The 21,018-nt window shown below is 59.6% G+C and carries 19 protein-coding genes; 11 read left to right on the top strand and 8 right to left on the bottom strand.

The window, feature by feature from the left end:
• The first annotated feature begins 27 nt into the window (after positions 1–27).
• Together NA78x_RS29155 and NA78x_RS29160 are read left to right on the top strand one after the other, a co-directional pair.
• On the top strand, positions 28–591 hold the full coding sequence (locus NA78x_RS29155; RefSeq protein ID WP_425615897.1) for a dihydrofolate reductase: 564 nt from the start codon (positions 28–30) through the stop codon (positions 589–591).
• A 48-nt stretch (positions 592–639) separates the two neighbouring features.
• Positions 640–1,038, top strand: coding sequence for a DUF4440 domain-containing protein (locus NA78x_RS29160; protein ID WP_425615898.1), 399 nt, complete (start codon positions 640–642; stop codon positions 1,036–1,038).
• Positions 1,039–1,468: 430 nt separating this feature from the next.
• On the opposite strand, the gene aroA is transcribed toward NA78x_RS29160, so the two are convergent.
• From aroA to NA78x_RS29175, 3 genes are all read right to left on the bottom strand, one after another.
• A complete protein-coding gene (aroA, locus tag NA78x_RS29165) occupies positions 1,469–2,782 on the bottom strand; it encodes a 3-phosphoshikimate 1-carboxyvinyltransferase (RefSeq protein WP_425615899.1) in 1,314 nt (437 codons plus the stop codon).
• 2 nt (positions 2,783–2,784) lie between these two features.
• Positions 2,785–4,005, bottom strand: a complete 1,221-nt coding sequence (locus tag NA78x_RS29170; protein WP_425615900.1) for a PQQ-binding-like beta-propeller repeat protein — start codon at positions 4,003–4,005, stop codon at positions 2,785–2,787.
• Positions 4,006–4,080: 75 nt separating this feature from the next.
• Positions 4,081–5,247 carry a hypothetical protein gene (locus NA78x_RS29175; RefSeq protein WP_425615901.1) on the bottom strand — a complete coding sequence of 389 codons (1,167 nt, stop codon included), beginning with the start codon at positions 5,245–5,247 and terminating at the stop codon, positions 4,081–4,083.
• A gap of 477 nt (positions 5,248–5,724) precedes the next feature.
• On the opposite strand from NA78x_RS29175, the gene NA78x_RS29180 reads away from it, so the two are divergent.
• Positions 5,725–7,209, top strand: a complete 1,485-nt coding sequence (locus NA78x_RS29180) for a hypothetical protein (RefSeq protein WP_425615902.1) — start codon at positions 5,725–5,727, stop codon at positions 7,207–7,209.
• Between the two features lie 7 nt (positions 7,210–7,216).
• Here the strand turns inward: NA78x_RS29180 and NA78x_RS29185 are convergent, their stop codons facing one another.
• The 3 genes from NA78x_RS29185 to NA78x_RS29195 form a co-directional block, all read right to left on the bottom strand.
• A complete protein-coding gene (locus NA78x_RS29185) occupies positions 7,217–8,653 on the bottom strand; it encodes an ABC transporter substrate-binding protein (protein WP_425615903.1) in 1,437 nt (478 codons plus the stop codon).
• Between the two features lie 56 nt (positions 8,654–8,709).
• Positions 8,710–8,964 (bottom strand): hypothetical protein, encoded by a 255-nt coding sequence (locus NA78x_RS29190; RefSeq protein ID WP_425615904.1) that lies wholly within the window; start codon positions 8,962–8,964, stop codon positions 8,710–8,712.
• A gap of 125 nt (positions 8,965–9,089) precedes the next feature.
• The gene (locus NA78x_RS29195) at positions 9,090–9,671 is read right to left on the bottom strand and encodes an RNA polymerase sigma factor (RefSeq protein ID WP_425615905.1); all 582 of its coding nucleotides are present in this window, start codon (positions 9,669–9,671) and stop codon (positions 9,090–9,092) included.
• A gap of 314 nt (positions 9,672–9,985) precedes the next feature.
• Between NA78x_RS29195 and NA78x_RS29200 the strand changes: the two genes are divergently transcribed.
• The 8 genes from NA78x_RS29200 to ggt all read left to right on the top strand — a co-directional run bounded on the left by NA78x_RS29200 (position 9,986) and on the right by ggt (position 18,186).
• The gene (locus NA78x_RS29200; RefSeq protein ID WP_425615906.1) at positions 9,986–11,266 is read left to right on the top strand and encodes a beta-ketoacyl-[acyl-carrier-protein] synthase family protein; all 1,281 of its coding nucleotides are present in this window, start codon (positions 9,986–9,988) and stop codon (positions 11,264–11,266) included.
• A 360-nt stretch (positions 11,267–11,626) separates the two neighbouring features.
• Positions 11,627–11,887 (top strand): acyl carrier protein, encoded by a 261-nt coding sequence (locus NA78x_RS29205; protein WP_425615907.1) that lies wholly within the window; start codon positions 11,627–11,629, stop codon positions 11,885–11,887.
• Between the two features lie 123 nt (positions 11,888–12,010).
• Positions 12,011–13,078: a TlpA family protein disulfide reductase gene (locus NA78x_RS29210; protein ID WP_425615908.1), complete on the top strand. Its 1,068-nt coding sequence runs from the start codon at positions 12,011–12,013 to the stop codon at positions 13,076–13,078.
• Positions 13,079–13,285: 207 nt separating this feature from the next.
• Positions 13,286–14,179: an NAD(+)/NADH kinase gene (locus NA78x_RS29215; protein WP_425615909.1), complete on the top strand. Its 894-nt coding sequence runs from the start codon at positions 13,286–13,288 to the stop codon at positions 14,177–14,179.
• 168 nt (positions 14,180–14,347) lie between these two features.
• On the top strand, positions 14,348–15,259 hold the full coding sequence (locus tag NA78x_RS29220; protein ID WP_425615910.1) for a hypothetical protein: 912 nt from the start codon (positions 14,348–14,350) through the stop codon (positions 15,257–15,259).
• Between the two features lie 187 nt (positions 15,260–15,446).
• Positions 15,447–16,001, top strand: coding sequence for a hypothetical protein (locus NA78x_RS29225; protein WP_425615911.1), 555 nt, complete (start codon positions 15,447–15,449; stop codon positions 15,999–16,001).
• A 103-nt stretch (positions 16,002–16,104) separates the two neighbouring features.
• Positions 16,105–16,422, top strand: a complete 318-nt coding sequence (locus tag NA78x_RS29230) for a metal-sulfur cluster assembly factor (protein ID WP_425615912.1) — start codon at positions 16,105–16,107, stop codon at positions 16,420–16,422.
• 48 nt (positions 16,423–16,470) lie between these two features.
• Positions 16,471–18,186 carry a gamma-glutamyltransferase gene (gene ggt / locus NA78x_RS29235; RefSeq protein ID WP_425615913.1) on the top strand — a complete coding sequence of 572 codons (1,716 nt, stop codon included), beginning with the start codon at positions 16,471–16,473 and terminating at the stop codon, positions 18,184–18,186.
• On the opposite strand, the gene NA78x_RS29240 is transcribed toward ggt, so the two are convergent.
• Positions 18,183–19,727, bottom strand: coding sequence for an oligosaccharide flippase family protein (locus NA78x_RS29240; protein ID WP_425615914.1), 1,545 nt, complete (start codon positions 19,725–19,727; stop codon positions 18,183–18,185). The genes ggt and NA78x_RS29240 overlap by 4 nt on opposite strands.
• Positions 19,724–20,599 carry a hypothetical protein gene (locus NA78x_RS29245; RefSeq protein ID WP_425615915.1) on the bottom strand — a complete coding sequence of 292 codons (876 nt, stop codon included), beginning with the start codon at positions 20,597–20,599 and terminating at the stop codon, positions 19,724–19,726. Before NA78x_RS29245 ends, NA78x_RS29240 begins: the two co-directional genes overlap by 4 nt.
• Positions 20,600–21,018: the final 419 nt, after the last annotated feature.

Consider the following 21,018-nt stretch of genomic DNA (forward strand, 5'->3'; position numbering starts at 1 on the left):
AGTTTCTGTCTGACGCGCTTGCCGTCTATGAACGACCGCATTTCACCGACCAGGCTCTCCCTTCTTGTAGCCGTGGCTCGCAATGGCGTGATCGGCAAACAAGGCGAATTGCCCTGGCGATTGAGCGCGGACCTGAAGCGGTTCAAGCAGCTAACGCTCGGACATACCGTCCTGATGGGTCGCAAAACCCACGAATCAATTGTGGCGGCACTCGGCAAACCGTTACCCGGTCGAGTCAGCCTGGTCCTCTCACGGCAAGCGGTTGCACCCGCCCCACAAGACAAGTTGCCCGTTGTTGCCATCGATGATCCCGGCCAGGTGATCTTGGTGCCAAGTGTTGCCGCTGCCCTGCAATTGGCTCGCGAGCAAGCGGAACTCTTTGTTGTGGGTGGTGGTGAGATCTATGCACTCACGTTGCCGCACGCCCACCGCTTGTACTGGACCTGGGTCGAAGCCAAACCAGCGGGCGATACTTCGTTTCCACCCGTTGATTGGTCAGCGTGGCACTTGCAGCAGGAAACCCGCTACCCGGCCGATGCCCGCAACCAGTACGATACGACGTTCGCGATTTATGAGCGCACTTGTACGTAGCGTGCCGGGCTACTTTCATTCATCAATCACTTTCACTGAGGACCCCACATGGCAGCGAGTGTTACTGACGAACTGTTGCAACTCAATCAAAAGCTTCTCGCCGCCATCATCAGCGGTGATTGGGCCACGTACGAATCGTTGTGCGACCCCTCGATCACTTGCTTCGAAGCCGAAGCTCGTGGGCAACTCGTCGCCGGCATGGCGTTTCACAAGTACTACTTCGATCTGCCTGGTTCGCCGCAAAAGCCGGCCAAGGTTGTCACCATGAGCCAGCCTCATGTGCGCTTGCTCGGCGATAGTGGCGCGGTGCTCACCTACGTGCGTTTGAATCAGTCGCTCGATTCCGCTGGTGGTCCGCAAACGTCGCGAGTCGAAGAAACTCGCGTCTGGCAGAAGATCAACGGTGCCTGGAAGCACGTTCACTTCCATCGCTCGACACATACCTGACTGCAGGTTCGATTAGGGATCTCGGCCAAACCGTAGGCCCGCAGAAAGCGGTACCCCGCGATCTTCCGGCGTTCGCATTGCTCGCCTCGCCACCGCCCCTGTGACGGTGGTTGATTGGCTTTGGCAATAGCTGCGGCCGGCTTGCCCCCTGTGTCGGAGCTGCGCTTGTCCGCTTGTTGCCTGCCTACTTTCCCGTCGCCGTAAGTCTTCGCTTCGGCCGGTTCGCTGGGGAAAACTTCTTTCACAAACGACGGGGGTTTGTGAACGCGACCTGTAGTATCTCTCGGGTGCGGCGCGCCTGCGTGTTCACAAACCTCCAGCGTTTGTGAACACCCTGCTTTTCCAGACCAAGGAACTTACGTCGACACGAGAAGCCTCACAAAGCTCCGATGGTAGGCCGGCAACAAGCAGTACGCCGCGATGTTCGGGCCTACTCCGCGCCGGCGTCGCCGGTGGCAATCAGTTTTTGCAAGTCGCTAAAGAAGTGGGGATAGGTCTTGGCGGTGCAGCCGGGATCGTTGATGACGACGCCGGGGAGGTTGAGACCCGCGAGCGCCAGGCTCATGGCCATGCGGTGATCGTTGTACGTGGCAATCGAGGCACCAGAGAATTTTTCGTAGTTCGCTGGCGGAGTGATCTGCATGCCGTCATCGAATTCATCAACGGTGGCTCCGAACTTCCGCAGTTCACGAGCCAGGTCGCCAATGCGGTCGGTCTCTTTGTGGCGCACGTGAGCAATGCCGCGAATCGTCGTTGGGCCTTTCGCGAACAAGGCAACGACGCCCAAGGTTTGCGCCGTATCGCTGATGGCATTCATATCGACTTCGATACCTCGCAGCGGGCGGCCGACAACGGTAATCACCTCGGCCTGAGCCCGCACTTCGCAGCCCATCTGCTCCAGGCAATCGACGAAGGCCACATCGCCTTGCAAGGCCTTGCGTCCCAGTCCACGGACGGCGATCTCGCCTCCCGTCACCGCTGCCGCGCCCCAAAAGTAACTGGCGGCGGAAGCATCGGGCTCGATCGCATACTCGCGACCTTGATACCGCTGCGCACCGGGAATGTTGAACTGAGTGAGATCGCCCGGATCGATATCGACGCCAAAAGCACGCATCAGGCCCAGCGTCATGTGCACGTAAGGCTGCGAAACGAGGACTCCCTCCACTTGCACCTGCACGGCCTCGCGCGAGTAAGGAGCAGCCATCAACAGGGCGCTAAGAAACTGACTGGAGATATCGCCCCGAATCTTCGCCGCGCCACCTTGCAGACCTTGGGCACGAATGAGCACGGGAGGGCAGCCAGTGTTCAGTTCGCTGGTGACATCACTACCGAGCTCATTGAGCGTGCGGATGAGGTCGGCGATGGGTCGCTCGCGCATGCGGGCGATGCCATCGAGCCGAAACTGGCCCTGGCAAGCAGCCAGCATGGCAGTGAGAAAGCGCACCGTCGTGCCGCTGTTGCCGACAAACAATTCGGCCTGTTGCTGGGCGATGTTGCCACCGCAGCCATGAATCACGAGATTCGCGCCGCCATGCGACTCGACGACACCAATGCCCAGCCTGGTCAGGCTCTCGATCATCACCTGCGTATCTTCGCTGGCGAGCGCGCCGCGCAACGTCGACTGGCCTTCGGCCAGCGCCGCGATGATCAGCGCGCGATTGGTGATGCTTTTGCTGCCGGGTGGGCGAATGCTCCCGCGAATCGGTCCGCAGGTGGCAATCGAAATCGAATCTAGTGCTGACATCTCTACTGGCCCGCGATCTTCCACAAGTGCTTTTCGGTACGAATGAACAGGCCGTTGTCGCTGAGGGCAGGCGAACTGAGAACCTGTTCGCCCAGTTCGCTCACCGGAGGATCGGCGGGCTTCTCGGTCCCCAGCTTCACAACAAAGCACTTGCCATCTTGATTGACGCAGTACAAATGTTCGCCAGCCACCACGGGCGTGGCCCAAAAGGTACCGGCGAGGCGATGTTGCCAGTGAACATCACCCGTCTTGATATCGCCGCAGGCGAGCACACCGGCTCGCGCGAGAATATAAACTTGGTCGCCGACAATCACCGGGCTGGAGTTGCCGGGGGACAAGCGGCTCGATTCCCAGGCGAGCGTGGGGCTGGTGGTAGAAGCATCGGCTTCGAGCACCGTGAGTCCCTTGGCCGGCAAATAGATACGATCCTTCACGGCTGTTGCCGAAGGAATCGTGGAGCACTGGGCATCGAACTTCCAGACTTGCTTGCCCGAACGCGGTTCGTGCGCGGTGAGCACACCCGGCGATTGCAGCAGCACTGCTTCTTTACCATTGGCATCTTTCAGGATTGCCGGTGATGCCCAGTTAGCTGAAGGCTTGCGGTTTTCTCGCCACAGCGTTTCACCAGTGAGTACATCGAGACCGGCAGCGAACGAGTCGCCCTGATTCTCGACTTGCACCACGACCGCGCCGCCAGCAACCACCGGCGAGCTGGACATGCCAACGTCGTTGCCCGCTTTGGGAAAGTCGTAGCCGAGCCCGCGATACCATTGCAGGTTGCCATCGAGATCGAGGCAGACCAGATCGTTTGATGAGAAGAAGGCGAACACCCGCTCGCCGTCGCTGGCAGGCGTGGGTGCCGCGTTGGCACTCGTCGGATGATGGAAGCAGCGACCGGTGGCCCAGAACTGACGATGCCACAACTGCTTGCCGCTGTCGGCATCGAAACAGAGGACGTGCAAACGATCTTGTACCACGGCACCGGAGCTGGCCGTTACGAAGACCTTCTTGCCCACCACGATCGGCCCCGAGACCCCTTTGCCAACCAGGGGCGATTTCCAGGCGATGTTCTTGTCTGCGCTGAATTCGGTCGGCACCCTGGCCGACGCAGCCACACTGCTGTTATCGCTGCCACGGAACTGCAACCAGTCCGCAGCCAAGGCAGGGGCGCTGCAGATCGCTACAAGTAGCGTCGAAACGTAGAAGGCATGTTTATTGTGCATATCGATTCTCGCTGTGATTGATTTTGCATTACCTGAGCTGGATGCATTAGCGCCAGGCTAAGAAACAAACATGAACTAGCGCAAGCTCGGTCCTTGAGCGGCCGAGGTGCGAACGGTGGGACGATCGGCAGAGAGGATGGCGGTGCCGATCGAGTCGCACACCCGCAGCTGGAACTTCCAGTCCTGGGCCCAGGCTTCTTTTTGTTCGTTCTGGCAGATCTTCAGCAGGATCGTATTCTTGCCGGCCTTCAACTCTCCCTTCGCGATGTATTGATCCACCTCAATGCCCGCGTGATAGACGTGGTTTGCGGTCAGTTCCTTGCCATTCACCCACAGCTTGTTGGCATTGATGCTGCCGAGACGAAAATCGGCAGGCTGAGCCTTGTCGCTGAGAAATTCGGCATAGGCGTAGGCGACGGCTCCCTTGTGTTTGTCGAGCACCTTGGTCAGATCGACGATGCCAAACATGTCGCTCGTGGTGTGCGCGACCCAGCCAATCTCTTCTTTCTGTCCGGCGTACTTCGCTTTGACATCGACGCCCTTTTCGGGCGGATAGGCCACATCCCAGCCTGCATCTTCGACATTGTCGAACGGGCCGACGATTTGCCAGTTGGTGATGAAGCCCATGTGCGTCGCTACGTCGGGTTCTTGCTTGAAGAACTTCAGACGCTCGGCAGCCACTTTGATTTGGTCGAGATCGCGAGCCGCGGTCAGAGCATTTTGATAGAGCTTGATCGCGGTCACTTCGGCCGAGATCGTGGCGGCATCATCGAGAGCTTTGGCCACCGCTTCTCGCCGCAGTTCCAAGCTGGGGTCGTTGAGCAGCGTGGGAATCAGCCGCTCGCGGGCTCCCTTGTCTTGTAGCGAAACCAGCTCGAACGCCAGCCGGCGGCCGCGCGGCGAGTGACGAGTGTCCTTCAAGAACAACTCGAGTTGAGCAAGCGGCAAGGACTTGCCGGCATCGATCTGCTTTTGGGCAACAGCTTCGGCAGCGGCGCGAATCCAGTTCTCGACGAGCGGATCGCAGCCATCCATCGCGGCAATAATCACTGGCAGGGCAGCGGCATCGGCCTGCGAGACCTTCTTCATGGCCGCCGCCGCATCGCGGTTTCCCTCACCCTTGGCCTTCACTTCGCGAATCTTTGCCAGTTCCGGCGAAAGATCGTGGGCCGGATCGGCGGCCAGAGCGACGGTTGTCAGGACAAGACAGCCGCTCAGGGCCTGGAATGAAAGACGTTGCATGTCGACAGTTCCTGCTTGTTGTGCCAGGGGTGTGGTGGGCCTTGCATTGTAGCGGACCGGGAGAGGGGCTGGGGGCTAGGAACTGGGGGCGGGGGAAGGTTCTGAGTTTAGAGTTTTGAGTTCTGAGACAAGAGGGAATCAGCTGGTCTCCCAGTCTCCCTTCTTTGCCGGTTGTGCGGTCCACAAATCTTCCCTGTGCGGAATTGCCGCGCGCTGGGTGTGACCTACGTTTGCACGAACCGTAGTTATCGGCGGGGTTGAACAAAACTGCGCCGATGGGTTCCTGCTGTTGCCAGTGGTTTTGTCCGGCATAAATCGGCCGGATGGAATAATCGATACAGCAAGAAGATTTACGCAAACGGTCAAGAAAACAAAACAAACGATTGACGAGCTGAGCGAGATTCGGTCTAAAGAATTCTCGCCAGTGCGCCGCACGGTTGGCATGAAAAGCCGTGAACGCCCGGGAGTTTGCCGATTATGACGAACCGAACCATCTACACTTCGCTCTGCTCGCTGCTGGCTGCCTGGGGCTGCCTGCTCAGCATGGGAAGCAACCCGGCCGTCGCGCAAAACGTGATTCGCGGCTCCGTCCCCGGTTGGCCCGGCAATACCGGTTATTACACGCCGCAAAATGTGTACGCAATTCCGCCCGGCGGCGCACCCGTCGTCACCGCGAATTACGCTCCGCAAACGGCTTACTACGCTCCAGCGGCCACTCAGCGAATCGCTTACGCCGTTCCCGCGGGCGGCTCGTACCAAATCTCGTATGCCGGTGCGAATCAGCCTGGCACGGCGACTACTGCTTTCTACGGCGGCTACTCGGCTCCGGTTCAGCGAGTCGCTTTCATGGCTCCCCAACAAGTGATGTACCGAGCCGTTCCGGTCTCGGTGCCGGTCACCTACTATCGCCCCGTAACGGTCTATCAGCCCGGCGTCGCAGCTCCCACCACTTGCCAAATGGCCACATCGTGCACCACCACCAGCTGCGGTACCAGTCGTTCGAGCTGCTGGCGTCCCTTCGCCTGGCTGTGGGGCGGATCGTGCTCGTCGAACACTTGCAACAAGGCCTGTGCACCAGCCACGACCTGTAACTATGGCTGTGCGCCGCAAGTTGCTCAAGGTTGTGGTGCGGCACCTTACTACACCGCTCCCCCAGCCATCCCGATGATCCAGACCGCTCCACAACAGCAGCCCTTTGGTTTGCCAAGTGGTGTATCGCCGGGCATTATCACTTCGCCACCGACTCGTGCTCCCGGTTCGATTGGCGTCGGTCCACCAGCGGCGAGCACCATGCCTCGCTTGGCTCCGGGTACGACGATCACTCCCGCACCAAGCAACCCAAACTTCAACCCAGGTGGAAGCTTCGGCAATCCGCCGGCTGGCAACCCCGGATTTAGCAATCCAGGTTTCGGCAATCCACCTTCGGATGGTCGCCCGATCATCAATGACAATCTGCGCCCGACCTACACCGATCCCTATTCGCAAACCATTCCCAGCACCAGCGTGCCACCCGTGATGATGACTCCCCCAGCGAGCAGCTCGACGGCTCCGGTGTACGGCAGCGGCTATCGGACCGAATCGCAAGCCACGTTCGACGACCGGGCAACGCTGACTCAACCCGAGAATCGCACGATTGGTGAACCGGGCCTGCAGAACAGCAACCCTGGCCCCAGCTTGATGACTCCGCCCCCTTCGGTGAAGCCGCTGGCCGATCCACATGCCGACGAACGAACACCCGCCAATCGCGCTCCGGCGTTGCTCACGCCTGGCGATCGCACCGCCAAGGCTGATGGCCGCTGGTCCGTGGTGCCTGCGGTGTGGCCGGTGAACTCGCAGCCGATGCAGCAAGTTCGCTCGACCATCGCTCCGCAGGCGCACCTGCAACCTGTCGCCGCCAGCAACGAAACGCTGGTGCCGGTCCGCACGCAAGTCGACGATGGCGGCTGGAAGTCGGCTCGGTAGTTTAAGGTTAGTCGGACAAGCCCAAGCTGCGTCGCAGGGCCCGTTGTTGGCTGGTGCGACCACGCTCGGCAGTGATTTTGTTCCATTCATCAGCAGCGGATGCCAAGGCGTCCGCTGCTGATTTTTCTTGGCTCACGGCGGCGATCACCGCCTGATCGAGCGCTGCCAGATATTGCCCGCTGCCGGGAATGCGCGGCGCCACCAGACGGCGTGGATTGTCCTGGGCCGTTGCCAACAGCTCGCCATATTGCGTCAAGTGTGCGACCGGCTGAGGTGGTTGCCAGGCATCGGCATTGCGCAGGTGTGATGTGCGAAACGGCACCGTCGTGGCACTGTGCGAAGCAATTCGCCCGCTCAGTTTTGGTCCGCTGAGCCAGAGCAAAAACTGTGTCGCGGCGCGAGGCTGCGCGCTGGCGCGCGAGACCGAAGCCATTCGTCCGTTGCCGCTAAGAAATGGCGCATGGGCGGAATCGTCTGCTGCCAGTGGCTCCCAACTTTGCGAAGTGGGATTGAACATCTCTTGTGAGCCGGGCAATAACGCCAGACCGATTTGCTCGGGCTTGAGCATCGTCGCTGGAGCCTGTTCCAGCATCATGGGCCACGTGATGGCCAGGGCACATTCGCCCGCTAGAAACTTGGCGTAGCAAGCGGCCGGTGAGAGCAATTTGTCTAGGTGAGCATCAGCGGGCGAAGCAGCAACCAGTTGCTCGAGGGCACGCACGAACGGCGGACCGGCAATCAGCGGCTCGAGCGAGTCAAGATTCATTAGCGGCGAAAGTTGGTCGCGATGGACGGCTGTCGAAGCGGCCCTCGCCAGGAGTAGTTCGCCGCCCGATCCCGCTGCCAGTGGCTCGGCGGTTGCTTGCCAGGCTTTGTCGTCGATCGCCACATCGGCGGGCTTCGTACGAAACGCCTCCACGACCTTTTGATACTCTTCCCACGTTTGCGGCGGCTGTAGTTTTTGCTGCGCGAGCAAATCGGCTCGATAAAAGAGCACCATCTGCGGAGAGCCTAGCGGCACCGCGACGGTGCGCCGGCCCCAGGTGGTTAACTGCGAACGAAGCAGCGGGCTGATATCGTCGCGGGCATACTCCGGATCGTTGAGCAGGCTTTCATCGAGCGGCAACAGCAGGTCGGCTTTCGCCAACGAACCGATGAGCCCCGGAGGATAGATCACTACGTCGGCCGGCAGTTGCTGGGCAGCGGCGGCCTTGTCGGTCGTCACTTCGACGATGTCGAGCTGGCTCTCGGTATGCGCCAGCCATTCGCGGGCCAGCGTTTTAGCCAGCGGAGCATCGTCGACCACAATCACCCGCAGCGGCGCGGTCTTGGCAGCAGGTGCAGCCGGCGGAGGTTGCTTACAACCCGCGGTAATCCCCACAGCGAGGCAACCGGCCAATAGCAGGCTGTAGTGAACGCTGTGATAGCGAGAGGCGTTTTGCATGCTGCCACTACGAAGAACGTGCCAGCATGGTTCGCGCGGCGGCATCGACCGCTGCTCTAATAGCTACTCCACTGGCGATACAGTCCATAGTACCCAGATTGGCGGGCCGCTTGGGGGCGCGGCGAAGCTCCAAACCAGCCGTAGGCATAGCCTTGCGGATGCAAAGGCTGAACGTCACCCGCCGAGTGGTGCCGGCCAATCGTCCAGTACGCGGGATGCCCCGCCGAGGCAACATCGGCCAGGAACAGGCCTAGCCCGAGGCAGCCCATGGCCAGTAGCTGGCGTTGCCAGCACGCGAATGATCGTTTCATGTCGATTTCCCCCTGCTGGGCTCATCGGCAGTGGGCCCCGCCAGTAATGAGAAAAACGATTAGGCAATTGGTGCCGCTTTCAGGGAGCGCGAAGCGTCAGCTGACGTGTTGGGCTGCCGAGAAAGTTACTCGTCGATCAATCCGCGAGATTCCTGCCGCAGGCGGGCGAGGATGCGGCTCTTGGCGATAAAGACGGCGTTGACGGTCAGATTCAATTCGCTGGCGACTTCGGCCGCGGGTGCACCGTCGAGAGCGACCCGTTCGAAAGCTCGCCAAGTGGCGGGCTCGAATTCGCTCCGCAGGCGACCCAGCAACTGCTGGGTGACATAGCGGTCGTGCTCCAGATCCCAGGCCTGCGTCAGCCCGCTTTGGGGATCAGCCAGCTGGTCGAGTAGTTCCTGCACTTGTCCCGTGGCGGCATTTTCCCGTTTGCGAGAGCGCCAGAAATCGCGGACGCAGTTGATGGTGACGGTTCGCAGCCAAGTGCGAAACGCCCCCGTCCGGCCGTTGTGTTCAAAATCCTTCAGCCGGCGGGCCACGACCGTCAGCACGTCTTGCACCAGATCGTCCGCATCGGCATTCAACACCGCTTGCCGCTTCAGCCAACCACGAATGAGCGGATCGTACAACTCGACCAGCGTTTGCCACTGCTCAGCCGCCGGATCGTGGCGCACACGCTCGAGTAAGCTGGCCGAGGTAGTGGTCATGGCAGATGAGTCTCGCCGCAGGCAGCGAAGCTTAGGTCGTTAGTCGTTGAATGGGTTCGCGCAATTCTAGCCCGCCCAGCGAACTGTCGCCCGCAGAGAAACGGCGGCAACAACAATTTTGCATTTTCTCGAATTGACCAGTGAACCGCTGTCCACGCTTTGCGGTAACAAGGGGAGGCGATCGCTCTGCGCTGCCGAACGCGTTGCAATACTTGTGAAACAGCCGGTAGCGCGATAGGTTCGAGGGTTGGCCGAATCACTTTGTTAGGAAGCACTTGCGCGCTGGGCCTTACCGGCGTGTTGATGAGAACAAAATGCCCGTTTCGCACATCATTCCCAGCCATCGCCCGGCAGATTTGCCGGATCATCAACGGATTGTCATCACGGGCATCGGCCTGACCGCGCCGAACGGCAACAATCTGGCTGAATATCGGGCGGCGCTGTTGGCCGGCAAGAGCGGTGTCACGGCGTACGAAATTCGCTATGTCGGCGAAACCCTGGCCGGCGTGTGCAAGTTCGACGCACTGCGGTATCAGTCGAAAAAAGACATTCGCCGGGGTACTCGCGCCGGCAGCGTCGGCATTTATTGCACCAACGAAGCGATCAAAGACGCGGGACTCGCCTGGGACACGATCGACAAGAGTCGCGTCGGCATTTATCTGGGCACGACCGAGCATGGGAACGTCGAAACCGAGAACGAAATCTACAACATCAAGGCCTACGACTACGACGTACAGTTCTGGTCGCATCATCACAATCCGCGCACCGTGGCCAACAACCCGGCGGGCGAAACAGCGTTGAATCTAGGTGTAACCGGCCCGCACTACACGATTGGTGCTGCTTGTGCCGCGGGCAATGCCGGGCTGATTCAAGGCGCACAGATGCTGCGACTGGGCGATTGCGATGTGGCCCTCGCCGGCGGTGTTTCGGAAAGCATTCACACGTTCGGCATCTTTGCCAGCTTTAAAAGCCAGGGAGCGCTGGCGACGCATGCCGAGCCGGAGAAGGCCTCGCGGCCGTTCGATACGCAGCGGAATGGCATCGTCGTGGCCGAAGGTGGTTGCACGTATGTCCTAGAGCGACTGGTCGATGCTCGCCAGCGGGGCGCGAAGATCTACGGCGAACTGGCCGGCTATGCGATCAACACCGATGCCACCGATTTCGTGCTGCCGAACCCCGAACGACAGGCCGAATGCGTGCAATTGGCTCTCAAACGAGGCGGACTTGAACCTCGCGATATCGACATTGTCAGCACGCACGCCACGGGCACCGGCCAGGGTGATACGCAAGAATGTGACGCCTTGCGACGCGTCTTTTCCGGCAGCGACAAGACGTATTTCAACAACACCAAGAGCTTCATCGGTCATGCGATGGGAGCAGCCGGCGCGCTGGAACTGGCGGGGAACTTACCTTCGTTCGACGACGGCATTTGCCATCACACGATCAACGTCGATGACCTCGACCCCGATTGTGCCCTGACCACGCTAGTGACTGATGCTCCGCGGAAAATTGGCGAAGTGAAGTACATCCTCAATAACTCGTTCGGCATGCTGGGGATTAACTCGGTCGTGATCATTCAGAAGTACGACGGATAAACGGAAGGCCGCAAAAGGGGGGTGTCCAACAATTGGCTTCATTGTTGGACAGCAGTTGACGTCTTTCTCGGGTTTGGCTGGGGGTTGCCGTCCAACAATCGAGCCGATTGTTGGACAAGTTGGCTCAAATTGGACCTTCGATTTGGGTGACGGATCCGGCGGCTGACGGAACTGGCCGCTGCTGAAATTCTGCCAGAGATCAAGACCTGCCTGCTGCCAATGGCCCGTCGCCAATGGCAGCGTTTTCGCTACAATTCGGGATTCCGGCCAGTTCGGGTGGGGCATTGAGGCCCGCGACGTTTGCCATGGCCGGATGATGGTTGGCCTCACAGGTTTTGAATCGAAACGGTTGAATTTGCCATGACGAACGCAGAAATTCGCGACGAAATTTTGGATATTCTGTCGGACATCGCTCCCGACGAAGACCTCAGCGGACTGGTCGACGAGAAGCCGTTTCGCGAGCAACTCGAGCTCGACAGCATGGACTTTCTCGACATTGTGATGGAGCTGCGCAAGCGACACCGCGTGCAGATTCCCGAAGAGGAATACACCCATCTCAATAGCATGGCCACCACGGTTGCCTACCTGGAACCGAAGATGAAAGACATCGCCAAGAAGTAAGCCGGGGCTGGTAATTCCAGCCTGCTAGCCAAACAGCGATTGGCTTTGTTTCACTGCCAGCGATACATTGAAGACTATTCATACGCGTTTCCCACCCCGCTCCCCGTTCTGCGGAGTTCAGTCATGTTGCGAGCTTACTCGATCGCGCTGTTGGCGCTGGCCGGTCTTTCGTTCACCCTGCCGCCGCTGGCTGCAGCCCAAGATGCCGCACCTGCCGCACAGGGACTGAGCAGCGAACTGCCGGAAGGCAAAGACGCAGCAGAGGTCTTCGCCGCGATTCAAAAGCAGTTGTTTGCGAACGCCCGCAAAGGCCCCGAGGCCTTTGAAGCATTTGGCAAACAACGAGACGCGTTCTACAAAAAGTTCGTCGACGATCCCGTTCGCTGGGAACTGAAGATGCTCGATTTTCAGGTTCTGGGTGCCACCGGCAAAACTGATGAAGCGATGGCCCTGATTGCGGAAGTCGAAGCCGCCAAGGACGCGCCAGAAAAGATCAAGGCCACAGCCAGTGCGATGCAGGTTCAGCGTCGCGGCATGGACGCGATGAGCGGCAAACTGAAGCTCGAAGAGTTCACTGCCTTGGCTGAAGCTCACCTGAAGAAGTACCCCACTGCCCAAGCCAATCGCCAAGTCGCTTACATGCTGGTTGAGGCCACCGCTGCTGCCGAACCAACGGCTGCAGCCGAAGAACGTCTCGTCGCCCTCTCGCACAATTCGTACACCGCCATTGCCGACCTCGCCGAAAAGAAGCTGAAGGTCGTACGCATCCGCAAAGAACTCGCCAGCAAACCACTCGAACTGAGCTTCACAGCCGTTGATGGTCGCGAAGTCGATTTCGCCAAGCTGCGTGGCAAGGTCGTGCTCATCGACTTCTGGGCAACCTGGTGCGGACCTTGCATGGCCGAAGTTCCGAACGTGGTGCAGACCTACAAAAAGTTGAACGACAAGGGCTTTGAGATTGTCGGTATCTCGCTCGACAGCGACAAAGAAAAGCTGATTCAAGTCGCCAAGGAAAACGAAATGTCTTGGCCCCATCAGTTCGATGGCAAGGGCTGGGAAAACGAACTTGCCCAGAAGTATGGCGTGCAGTCGATTCCCGAGATGTGGCTGGTTAACAAAAAGGGAATCATGAAGGTCTTCAACCGCAGCAACGACCTTGCCGGTGAAATCGAGAAGCTGCTCGCCGAGTAGGGCAAATGCAGAAGTGAGAAGGCAGAATGCAGAATGAGGGAAGCGGCCGTTAAGAGCCTTTCCCTCTGACTTCTGACTTCTGACTTCCGACTTCCGACCTCCGACTCCTGACCTCCGAGCCAGTCCGCTGCACTACGGCGGGCCGCATTCTGACTAGAATGGAACGAGCATCGCTTTCACCGCCTGCTCTTTCCTTTGGCTCGACCCATGCAAGCTGCGTTTTCTGCGGACGAAACTCCAGCCTGGTGCGGCACTGCCGACAAACGTCCGCGCGTCCTGTTGCTGGGTTCCGGCGATCGACCGAATGTGCTGGAGGGAGCCGACGAGCTTCGCCCGGTCTTTGAGCGGTACTGTGAAATCGTCCACGAAGACTTTCACTACGGTTACGATCGCTCATTGCCCGAAGCAGACTTCGCTCTAGTGCTCGGCGGCGATGGTTCGATTCTGCGGGCTGCCAAACTGATGGGCAGCCGTCAGTTGCCCATCATGGGCATCAACATGGGCAAGCTCGGTTTCCTCGCCTGGCATATGCCGCAGGACGTGGCCGAGTCGCTGCCGGAAGTGGCCAAAGGCAATTGCCGCGTCGTCGAACACCTGATGTTCCACTGCTCGCTGCTGCGTGGCGGCGAAGTGATCGAGCGGCACCTGGGGCTGAACGAAGCGGTCATTACCACGGGCTTCCCGTTCACGCTGCTCAATGTCCACCTGTACGTCGACGGCGAACTAGCCACAACCTACAGCTGTGACGGCCTCATCATCAGCACGCCGGTGGGCTCGACCGCTCATAGCTTGTCGGCCGGCGGGCCGATCCTCCGCAGCACGCTAGCAGGCTTTGTGATCTGCCCAATCAGCCCGCACACGCTTACCGTGCGTCCCGTCGTCGATACCGCCGAGCGGGTGTACGAAATGGAAGTGCTGCAGCCCAATGAAGGGACGACGCTGGTTGTCGATGGCCGCGTCATCGGCCCCATTCTGCCTGGCGACCGCGTGCGGGTCGAACGGGCTGATAGCACCTTCAAGCTGATTGCCACGCAAGGGCACAGCTACTATCACACGCTGCAAGAGAAACTGGGCTGGGCCGGAAATATCTATCGGAAGTAAGATGCTGGCCCACTCGCCTTTTTCCGCCCCTGCCCCTGCGGCAGGGGTTTAACGGCTTTTGCACTAGTTTGCGCTCAACGACAACCTAGTGCAAAAGCCAATGAACCCCCGGGCCAGGCCCGGGGGCGGTAAGACAAAGTCAAGATCACCTTCAGCAAGGATGCGCTGATGCGAACCTACCTGTTAACTCTCGCCGCTGTGTTCTCCGGCTTGTTCATCGTTGCCTCGGGTGCTGCCCAAGAGCCGACGCCAGCGAAGACCACCAGCGATAGCGAACTCTACGACCTGGCTTACAAGTTTCGCCCGGACCAGACCTTCCACACCAAGGTCATCCACCTGGTAACCGTTGAGACGACGATTCGCGGGGCCACGCAAGTCGCCAAGACGCGCAGCGTGTCGACTAAGACCTGGAAGATTCTAAACGTAGCCGACGATGGCAAGATCACCTTCGTCCACTCGGTCGATCACGTCGACATGTGGCAAAGTGTGACCGGCCGCCAGGAAGTGAAATACAACAGCGATACCGACAAGACGCCGCCATCGGGTTACGAACTGGTCGCTGCTTCGGTCGGTGTGCCGCTGGCGACAGTAACCATGGATCGCCACGGCCGCGTGCTCGAACGCAAGAACACCCACTCGCAGTTCAACCCGGGCATTGGCGAACTGACCATTCCACTGCCACAGCAAAAGGTGAAGGTCGGCACCAAGTGGACCATGCCCGACGAAGTTCGCCTGAAGCAAGACAACGGCGAAGTCAAAAAGATCCAAGTGCAGCAGGTCTATCGGTTGCAAAAGGTCGAGACGGGTGTCGCGACGATTTCGATCGAGACCCAGGTCATCACGCCCGTGAACGATCCCAAGTTGAAGTCGGAACTGGTGCAACGCCTGCAACGCGGCACGATCAAGTTCGATCTCGATGCGGGCCGGCTCATGCACAAGCAAATGGACATGACCGAAACGGTGCTCGGCTTCAATGGCGCCGACAGCCAGATGGAGTACCTGGCTCGCTTTACGGAAGAGCCTTCCGCGGGCCACGCCACCGCCGAAGCTCCCAGCAAAGAGCCGGCGAAATCTCGCTAACCGAGTTCGCTTGCCGAACGATCGACTTCGCTCGTCTTGGCTGAGCCGGTAGCGGCGGCGCGCGCCATTTCTCTGGCGGAAGTTCGCTTCAGTGACGAATTTCGCTTTCTTGCTTCACCTTCCACCAGAGGACTGCTATACCTACTTCGAGCCACTTGAATCCGCCACCTTGTGATATCACCCTGCCATGGCCAAAAAGCTGTCCGCTGCGGACCAGATCCGCAAAACGCTTAAGGAAACTCCCTGCGTGATCGTGTATGTCTGGTCGAAGGGGCCCGATAGCGTCGCGGGGCACGCGGCGATCGGTCTCAGCCCAGCCGCGATGGACGTGGATAGTGGTTACCTCAGTTTCAACCCTGCCAAAGACGCGAGCACTTGGGACAAGCTGTTTGGCTCGCCGCCGTCGGCCCACACGCGGGCCGATGACCTGGTGGCTTACAAGCGGAGCAAGCATTTTCGGGCGGTGATCTGTGGCCTCAACATGGACAAGATGCACAGCCGGTTTGCCGAGTTGAGCGACAAGAAGACGCAAAGCAAGTACGCGGTCCTGACGCCTGGGCGCGAAGTGTGCTCCTCCGCCGTCAAGGAAGTTCTGAAGGCAGGCGGCGGTGATAAGGTCGCCAGTTGGTGGTCGAGCTTTGCCGTCGGCGAGTGGACGCCCGGCGATGTCAAAGACTATTCGACCAGCATCGTGAACGGCACGAAGGACAAAGGCTCAGTGATTCTCGCCGACTATCGTTAGGCACCTCGGCACAGTCTTCGACCGCTGACAAATGCTCCTGGCTCAAACGGGCACGATGGGCCATAATACGGGAGCAGAGACCTCATTTTTCATAGGTGGTGCGATGGCTGTCAGCGAAGATGTGATCCGCGAAGAACTGAAAAAAGTGATTGACCCCGAACTGTTCGTGAACATTATCGACCTGGGGTTGATCTACAACGTCACGACCTCGGAAACGCCCGAGGAGAAGACGAATATCTCGATCGATATGACCATGACCAGCCCGATGTGCCCGGCCGGTCCGCAGATGATCGCCAACAGCAAGCAAGTGCTCGGCGCGGTCGAAGGCGTGGGCGAAGTGGAAGTAAAGATTGTCCTCGATCCGCCGTGGAGCCCCGATCGCATGACGGAAGATGCCCGCGATCAGCTGGGGATTTTTTAAGGCTTCTTAGAAGCCCGCTGCGTCAGCGAGTAGGAACAGGTGCCTGCCATGCCACGCTGGTTGTTGCTGTGCGGAGTGTTGTTGATGACGGCTGAAGCGAGTGGTCAATCGCCGCAGGCGGGTTATGAACGCTCGGGAGCGATGCGGAACCAGAGCCGATCGGTGGTGATGGCCAAGCACGGGATGGTGGCCACGAGTCATCCGCTGGCCGCGCAGGCGGGGCTCGATGTGCTGAAGGCAGGTGGCACCGCAGCCGATGCGGCCATTGCCACCAACGCGATGCTGGGCGTCGTCGAGCCCATGAGCTGCGGCATCGGCGGCGATCTGTTTGTCATCTACTGGGACAACAAGACTCAAAAACTGTATGGCCTGAACGCCAGCGGGCGAAGTCCGTACAACCTCTCGCGAAAGACCTTCGCCGACAAGGGAATGAGCGAGATTCCCAGCAGTGGCGTGCTGTCGTGGTCGGTGCCCGGCTGCGTCGATGGCTGGGAAGAGCTGCGGGCGAAGTTCGGCACGAAGACACTTGCCCAAGACCTGCGGGCCGCGATCGAAACGGCGGAAGAAGGCTTTCCCGTTTCGGAAGTGATCGCCGGCAGTTGGAAATCGAGCGTGCCGAGCCTGCGCGATTGGGCCGACTCGACTGCGACGTATTTGATCGATGGAGCGCGCGCGCCGGCCGCGGGCGAGGTGTTTCGCAATCCACGGCTGGCGAAGAGCCTGCGACTGATTGCCGAGCAAGGTCGCGACGCGTTCTACAAGGGCGAGATCGCCAAGGAGATTGTCTCGTTCAGTGAGAAGCAGGGGGGCTACTTTTCTCTGAAGGACTTTGCCGATCACACCAGCACGTGGATCGAGCCTGTCTCAACGAACTATCGCGGCTACGACGTGTGGGAACTGCCGCCGAATGGTCAGGGAATTGCTGCCCTGCAAATGCTCAACCTGCTGGAGCCTTACGACCTAAAGAAGCTCGGCCATAACAGTGCCGAGATGCTGCACCTGTTGCTGGAGGCCAAGAAGCTGGCGTTTGCCGATCGAGCGAAGTTCTATGCCGATCCAGATTTCGCCAAGTTGCCGACGGCGGAGCTGATCTCGAAGGAGTATGCCCGCGAGCGAGGCAAACTGCTCGACCGGAGCAAAGCGGGAATCGATGTGCCCGCGGGAAGTCCGCACCTCGAAACTTGCGACACGGTCTATCTGACGGTGGTCGACAAGGACCGCAATTGCTGCTCGTTCATTCAGAGCATTTTCAATGGATTTGGTTCGCAAGTGGTTCCCGGTAACGTGGGCTTTGCCATGCAGAACCGGGGCTGCTTATTCGCCCTGGATGACAAACATCTCAATCGGCTGGAGCCGCACAAGCGACCGTTTCACACGATCATTCCGGCGATGGTTACGAAGGATGGCCAGCCTTGGTTCTGCTATGGCGTGATGGGTGGCGACATGCAAGCCCAGGGGCACGTGCAGATTCTGCTCAACATTATCGACTTCGGCATGAACGTGCAGGCAGCCGGCGATGCGGCCCGCGTCATGCATACCGGCAGTGCCGATCCAACCGGTGCGCCAGCGAATGGTTCCGGAACGGTGCATGTCGAAGCTGGTGTCAGCGACGAAGCGGTTGCCGTGCTGAAGGCGAAAGGCCACAAGGTGTTTCGCAGCCGCGGTGGTTACGGCGGCTATCAGGGGATTCTGCTCGATCGCGAGCAAGGCACGCTGCATGGCGGCACCGAGCCCCGCAAAGATGGCGCGGCGGTTGGGTACTAACGAGCTGATTTCTTGGCAGGGCGATCGGGCTGTTGTCGCACCACCTGGTTGATCTCACTCCAGGCGAGAGCAACGAACACGAGCACGCCGCCGGCGACACTGAGGAGCAATCGCAGAGCAGCCGATTGGACCGGGATCTCCCGCAGCAACCATTGCAGCCCCATCACCGCCAGGCCCATCACCAGGGCAGCTCGCAGGGATGGCCAGAGCGCCTTGAGCATGTGCAGGGGATCGAGCTGCACGCTGCGAAACGTGAACCACAAGAAGGCGATCGACCAGATGCAGGTGTTGAGCAACGTAAATCCAGCCGCCAGGCCGACGATGCCGCGATAGGCAGGATCGACATCGGCGACGATGAACTGCTGGCCTAAAAAGTAACCGAGCCCCAAGGTTTGCAGCTTCAGTAGCAACAAGAGCGCGGCGGCATAGACCAGCGTCCGGCCTTCCCCGCGCGAGCTGAGCACGAAGATGCACAGGTTGGTCAGACCAAGCGCGGCTAGCGAAGGAGCCAGGATTTTCAACAGCAGCCCGGCGGCTTGCCACTTCTGGCCACCCAGCAGCGCCACGACGTCGTCGCTTACCAGCGTGAGACCAACGGCTGAGGGAAACAGGCCCAGCGAGGAAAGTCGAAAGAAGCGGGAGGTCATTTGCGCGAAGGCGTCGCTACCCGGTTCGGTTTTCGCGAGCGACGAGATCATGACGCCGGCGATGGGAGTCGTCAGCAGATAGACGGGCTTGACCATCAGCCCAAAGGCCTGCGTATAGAGGCCCAGGGCATAGTTGCCTGCGGGCCCTGCGAAGATCGGCAGCAGTACTTTCTCCAGATTCTGGGCGAGGTACTGCAGCAGCGAACTGAACGAGTAAGCCGCACTGAAGCGGACGTGTGTGTCGCCCCACGAGGCTCGCTGCGGCCAATTGGGCCACCAACCAGCGAGCAGCCAACTGCCCAGCCAAAGGACCGCGAGTTCCACCACATGTTGCGTGACGAGCGCCCAGACATTCGGCCAGTACCAGGCGTGGGCAATCGAGGCGACGCAGGTGATCGCCTGCGCGGTCAGTCGCAGGCCGATGCCCGCGTTAAACCGCAGGTTCCGTTCGAGCAGCGCCTGATGTTGATTTCCCAACGTGGCCAGCAGGGTTCCCACACCGAGAGCACTGCCAACCAGGAACAATACGGGCTGGTTCCACAGGCTCGCTTGAATCCAGCAGATGACCGCGGTCGCAATTGCTGCGATCAGTCCCGCGCCGGTTTGCAGCCAGAAGAGTGAGCTCAGTTGTTGCTGCGAGAGTTCTTTTTGCTGCAGCACCGCAATGCCAGGACCGAGTGTCGCGGCCATGCGCGGCAACATGACGGCGGGCAATACAGTGCCGAGAATGCCGTAGTCTTCGGGCTTCAGCAGGTGCAGGAGCACTCCAAGCGTGCCGACGCCCATCAGTTGCGAGACCAAGTGCCCGGCGAGCACCAGCGGGGCTCCGCTGCGGGCCGCCTGCGCCAGCTTGGCATCTTCGACGGCGTCGGTGGAGGTCGGGTCGACACTCATGCGGATTGGTTTTTCCGCTCGGCCCACTTGGTCAGCCACGCTTCGACCGGCAGCAAGTACAGGCCGGTGAAGAGGGCGTTGAAATGAAAGCCGTAATCGAAGGTCAGCAGCACGCCGGCATAGAAGCCCAAAATGCCGAGGCCGATCCACGGCCGCAAGCGAGGAAAGATCGCCAGCACACCGGCCGACTCAATGACGAGCGTCGCGACCTGCAAAATGCGCGTGAATGTTCTACTGGAGAGAATCAGCCAGGTCGAAGGAGCCCAGGAATGTCCCCACAAGTGTGTCCACAGTTGCAGCGAAACTCCATTCGCCCAACCCGGTCCGCTGTAGAGCAACTTCGTCAAACCTGCGGCCGTGTGAAACAGTCCGATGTAAGCCACGCCGGTGAGGAACACCCAGTGAGGCATGAGCGGCGTCTGGTAGTACTTGCCTGCTTTGAGCGCCGCACGAATTTCCTTGGCCTCGAACGTGATCCACAGGGACTGAATCACCATCAGCATGTTGGGCAGGTTGAAGATGTGGGCCGTGTTGTGCGTCGTCTCGACATGCAGCGACCACAGCGCCGTGAAACCAGCAGTCGCCAGCCAGCAACTCCACGGTAGCCAGCGATTGAATAGCCACAGCAGCCCACCAACGGCGAGCATGCCGCGGCAGACCCAAATCATCAGCGTCGAGTCGAGCCAGTTATACGGCAGCCACGAGAGGACCGTCGTCGGCCATTGCCGCTCACCTGCGTGAGGCTCGAACGACCAGAAGAGCAACACCGACGCAGTCGCCAGCAGCAACCAATTGATCAGCTGACCAAAGTGCGGCAGCGACCGCCGGCAAAGGGCATCTTGCCAGGAGAGTTGGTTTCGATTGGAAGGCAACGATGACACCGCAAATCGATGGAGAGAGTAGGAACACCGGCAGCAGGCCGCGACATACGGCAACGGAAGGCCGGTAGGACAGGATATCGAAAAGGTCCTACTCGTTGATAAAGGAGGTCAATTTTTCAACATTAAAGTGTGCCGTTCCCGCGAAATACGCATGCTGGTGTTGATAAACCCAACGGATTTATCAACACCCCCCTTTTGCCGTTTGCAAAAACTGTGGCGAAGTTGAGGATCAACCCCATTTCTTCAACTGCTGGCAAACCTGCTCGTGGGTGACCGTATCCCCCGACTCATGTTGCCTTAACCCCTCTTCGATTGACAATCGAAAATGCAACTCCGATATGATCGTTTCCAAAGAGACGTCATCGGGCAACTGTTGCACAAGCTCGAGTACCACGGCTTTGGTCGTTACT

This window comes from Anatilimnocola aquadivae, assembly GCF_049819085.1.
In the GTDB taxonomy this organism is placed as follows: Bacteria; Planctomycetota; Planctomycetia; order Pirellulales; family Pirellulaceae; genus Anatilimnocola.

Excerpts from the sequence above, each read along its gene's own strand:
- NA78x_RS29205 (WP_425615907.1), top strand. The coding sequence starts at position 11,627 with ATGACGAACGCAGAAATTCGCGACGAAATTTTGGATATTCTGTCGGAC.
- NA78x_RS29170 (WP_425615900.1), bottom strand. The coding sequence starts at position 4,005 with ATGCACAATAAACATGCCTTCTACGTTTCGACGCTACTTGTAGCGATC.
- NA78x_RS29210 (WP_425615908.1), top strand. The coding sequence starts at position 12,011 with ATGTTGCGAGCTTACTCGATCGCGCTGTTGGCGCTGGCCGGTCTTTCG.
- NA78x_RS29200 (WP_425615906.1), top strand. The coding sequence starts at position 9,986 with ATGCCCGTTTCGCACATCATTCCCAGCCATCGCCCGGCAGATTTGCCG.
- NA78x_RS29160 (WP_425615898.1), top strand. The coding sequence starts at position 640 with ATGGCAGCGAGTGTTACTGACGAACTGTTGCAACTCAATCAAAAGCTT.
- NA78x_RS29155 (WP_425615897.1), top strand. The coding sequence starts at position 28 with ATGAACGACCGCATTTCACCGACCAGGCTCTCCCTTCTTGTAGCCGTG.
- NA78x_RS29225 (WP_425615911.1), top strand. The coding sequence starts at position 15,447 with ATGGCCAAAAAGCTGTCCGCTGCGGACCAGATCCGCAAAACGCTTAAG.
- NA78x_RS29180 (WP_425615902.1), top strand. The coding sequence starts at position 5,725 with ATGACGAACCGAACCATCTACACTTCGCTCTGCTCGCTGCTGGCTGCC.
- NA78x_RS29230 (WP_425615912.1), top strand. The coding sequence starts at position 16,105 with ATGGCTGTCAGCGAAGATGTGATCCGCGAAGAACTGAAAAAAGTGATT.
- NA78x_RS29240 (WP_425615914.1), bottom strand. The coding sequence starts at position 19,727 with ATGAGTGTCGACCCGACCTCCACCGACGCCGTCGAAGATGCCAAGCTG.
- NA78x_RS29175 (WP_425615901.1), bottom strand. The coding sequence starts at position 5,247 with ATGCAACGTCTTTCATTCCAGGCCCTGAGCGGCTGTCTTGTCCTGACA.
- NA78x_RS29215 (WP_425615909.1), top strand. The coding sequence starts at position 13,286 with ATGCAAGCTGCGTTTTCTGCGGACGAAACTCCAGCCTGGTGCGGCACT.
- NA78x_RS29195 (WP_425615905.1), bottom strand. The coding sequence starts at position 9,671 with ATGACCACTACCTCGGCCAGCTTACTCGAGCGTGTGCGCCACGATCCG.
- NA78x_RS29220 (WP_425615910.1), top strand. The coding sequence starts at position 14,348 with ATGCGAACCTACCTGTTAACTCTCGCCGCTGTGTTCTCCGGCTTGTTC.
- aroA (WP_425615899.1), bottom strand. The coding sequence starts at position 2,782 with ATGTCAGCACTAGATTCGATTTCGATTGCCACCTGCGGACCGATTCGC.
- NA78x_RS29185 (WP_425615903.1), bottom strand. The coding sequence starts at position 8,653 with ATGCAAAACGCCTCTCGCTATCACAGCGTTCACTACAGCCTGCTATTG.
- NA78x_RS29190 (WP_425615904.1), bottom strand. The coding sequence starts at position 8,964 with ATGAAACGATCATTCGCGTGCTGGCAACGCCAGCTACTGGCCATGGGC.
- ggt (WP_425615913.1), top strand. The coding sequence starts at position 16,471 with ATGCCACGCTGGTTGTTGCTGTGCGGAGTGTTGTTGATGACGGCTGAA.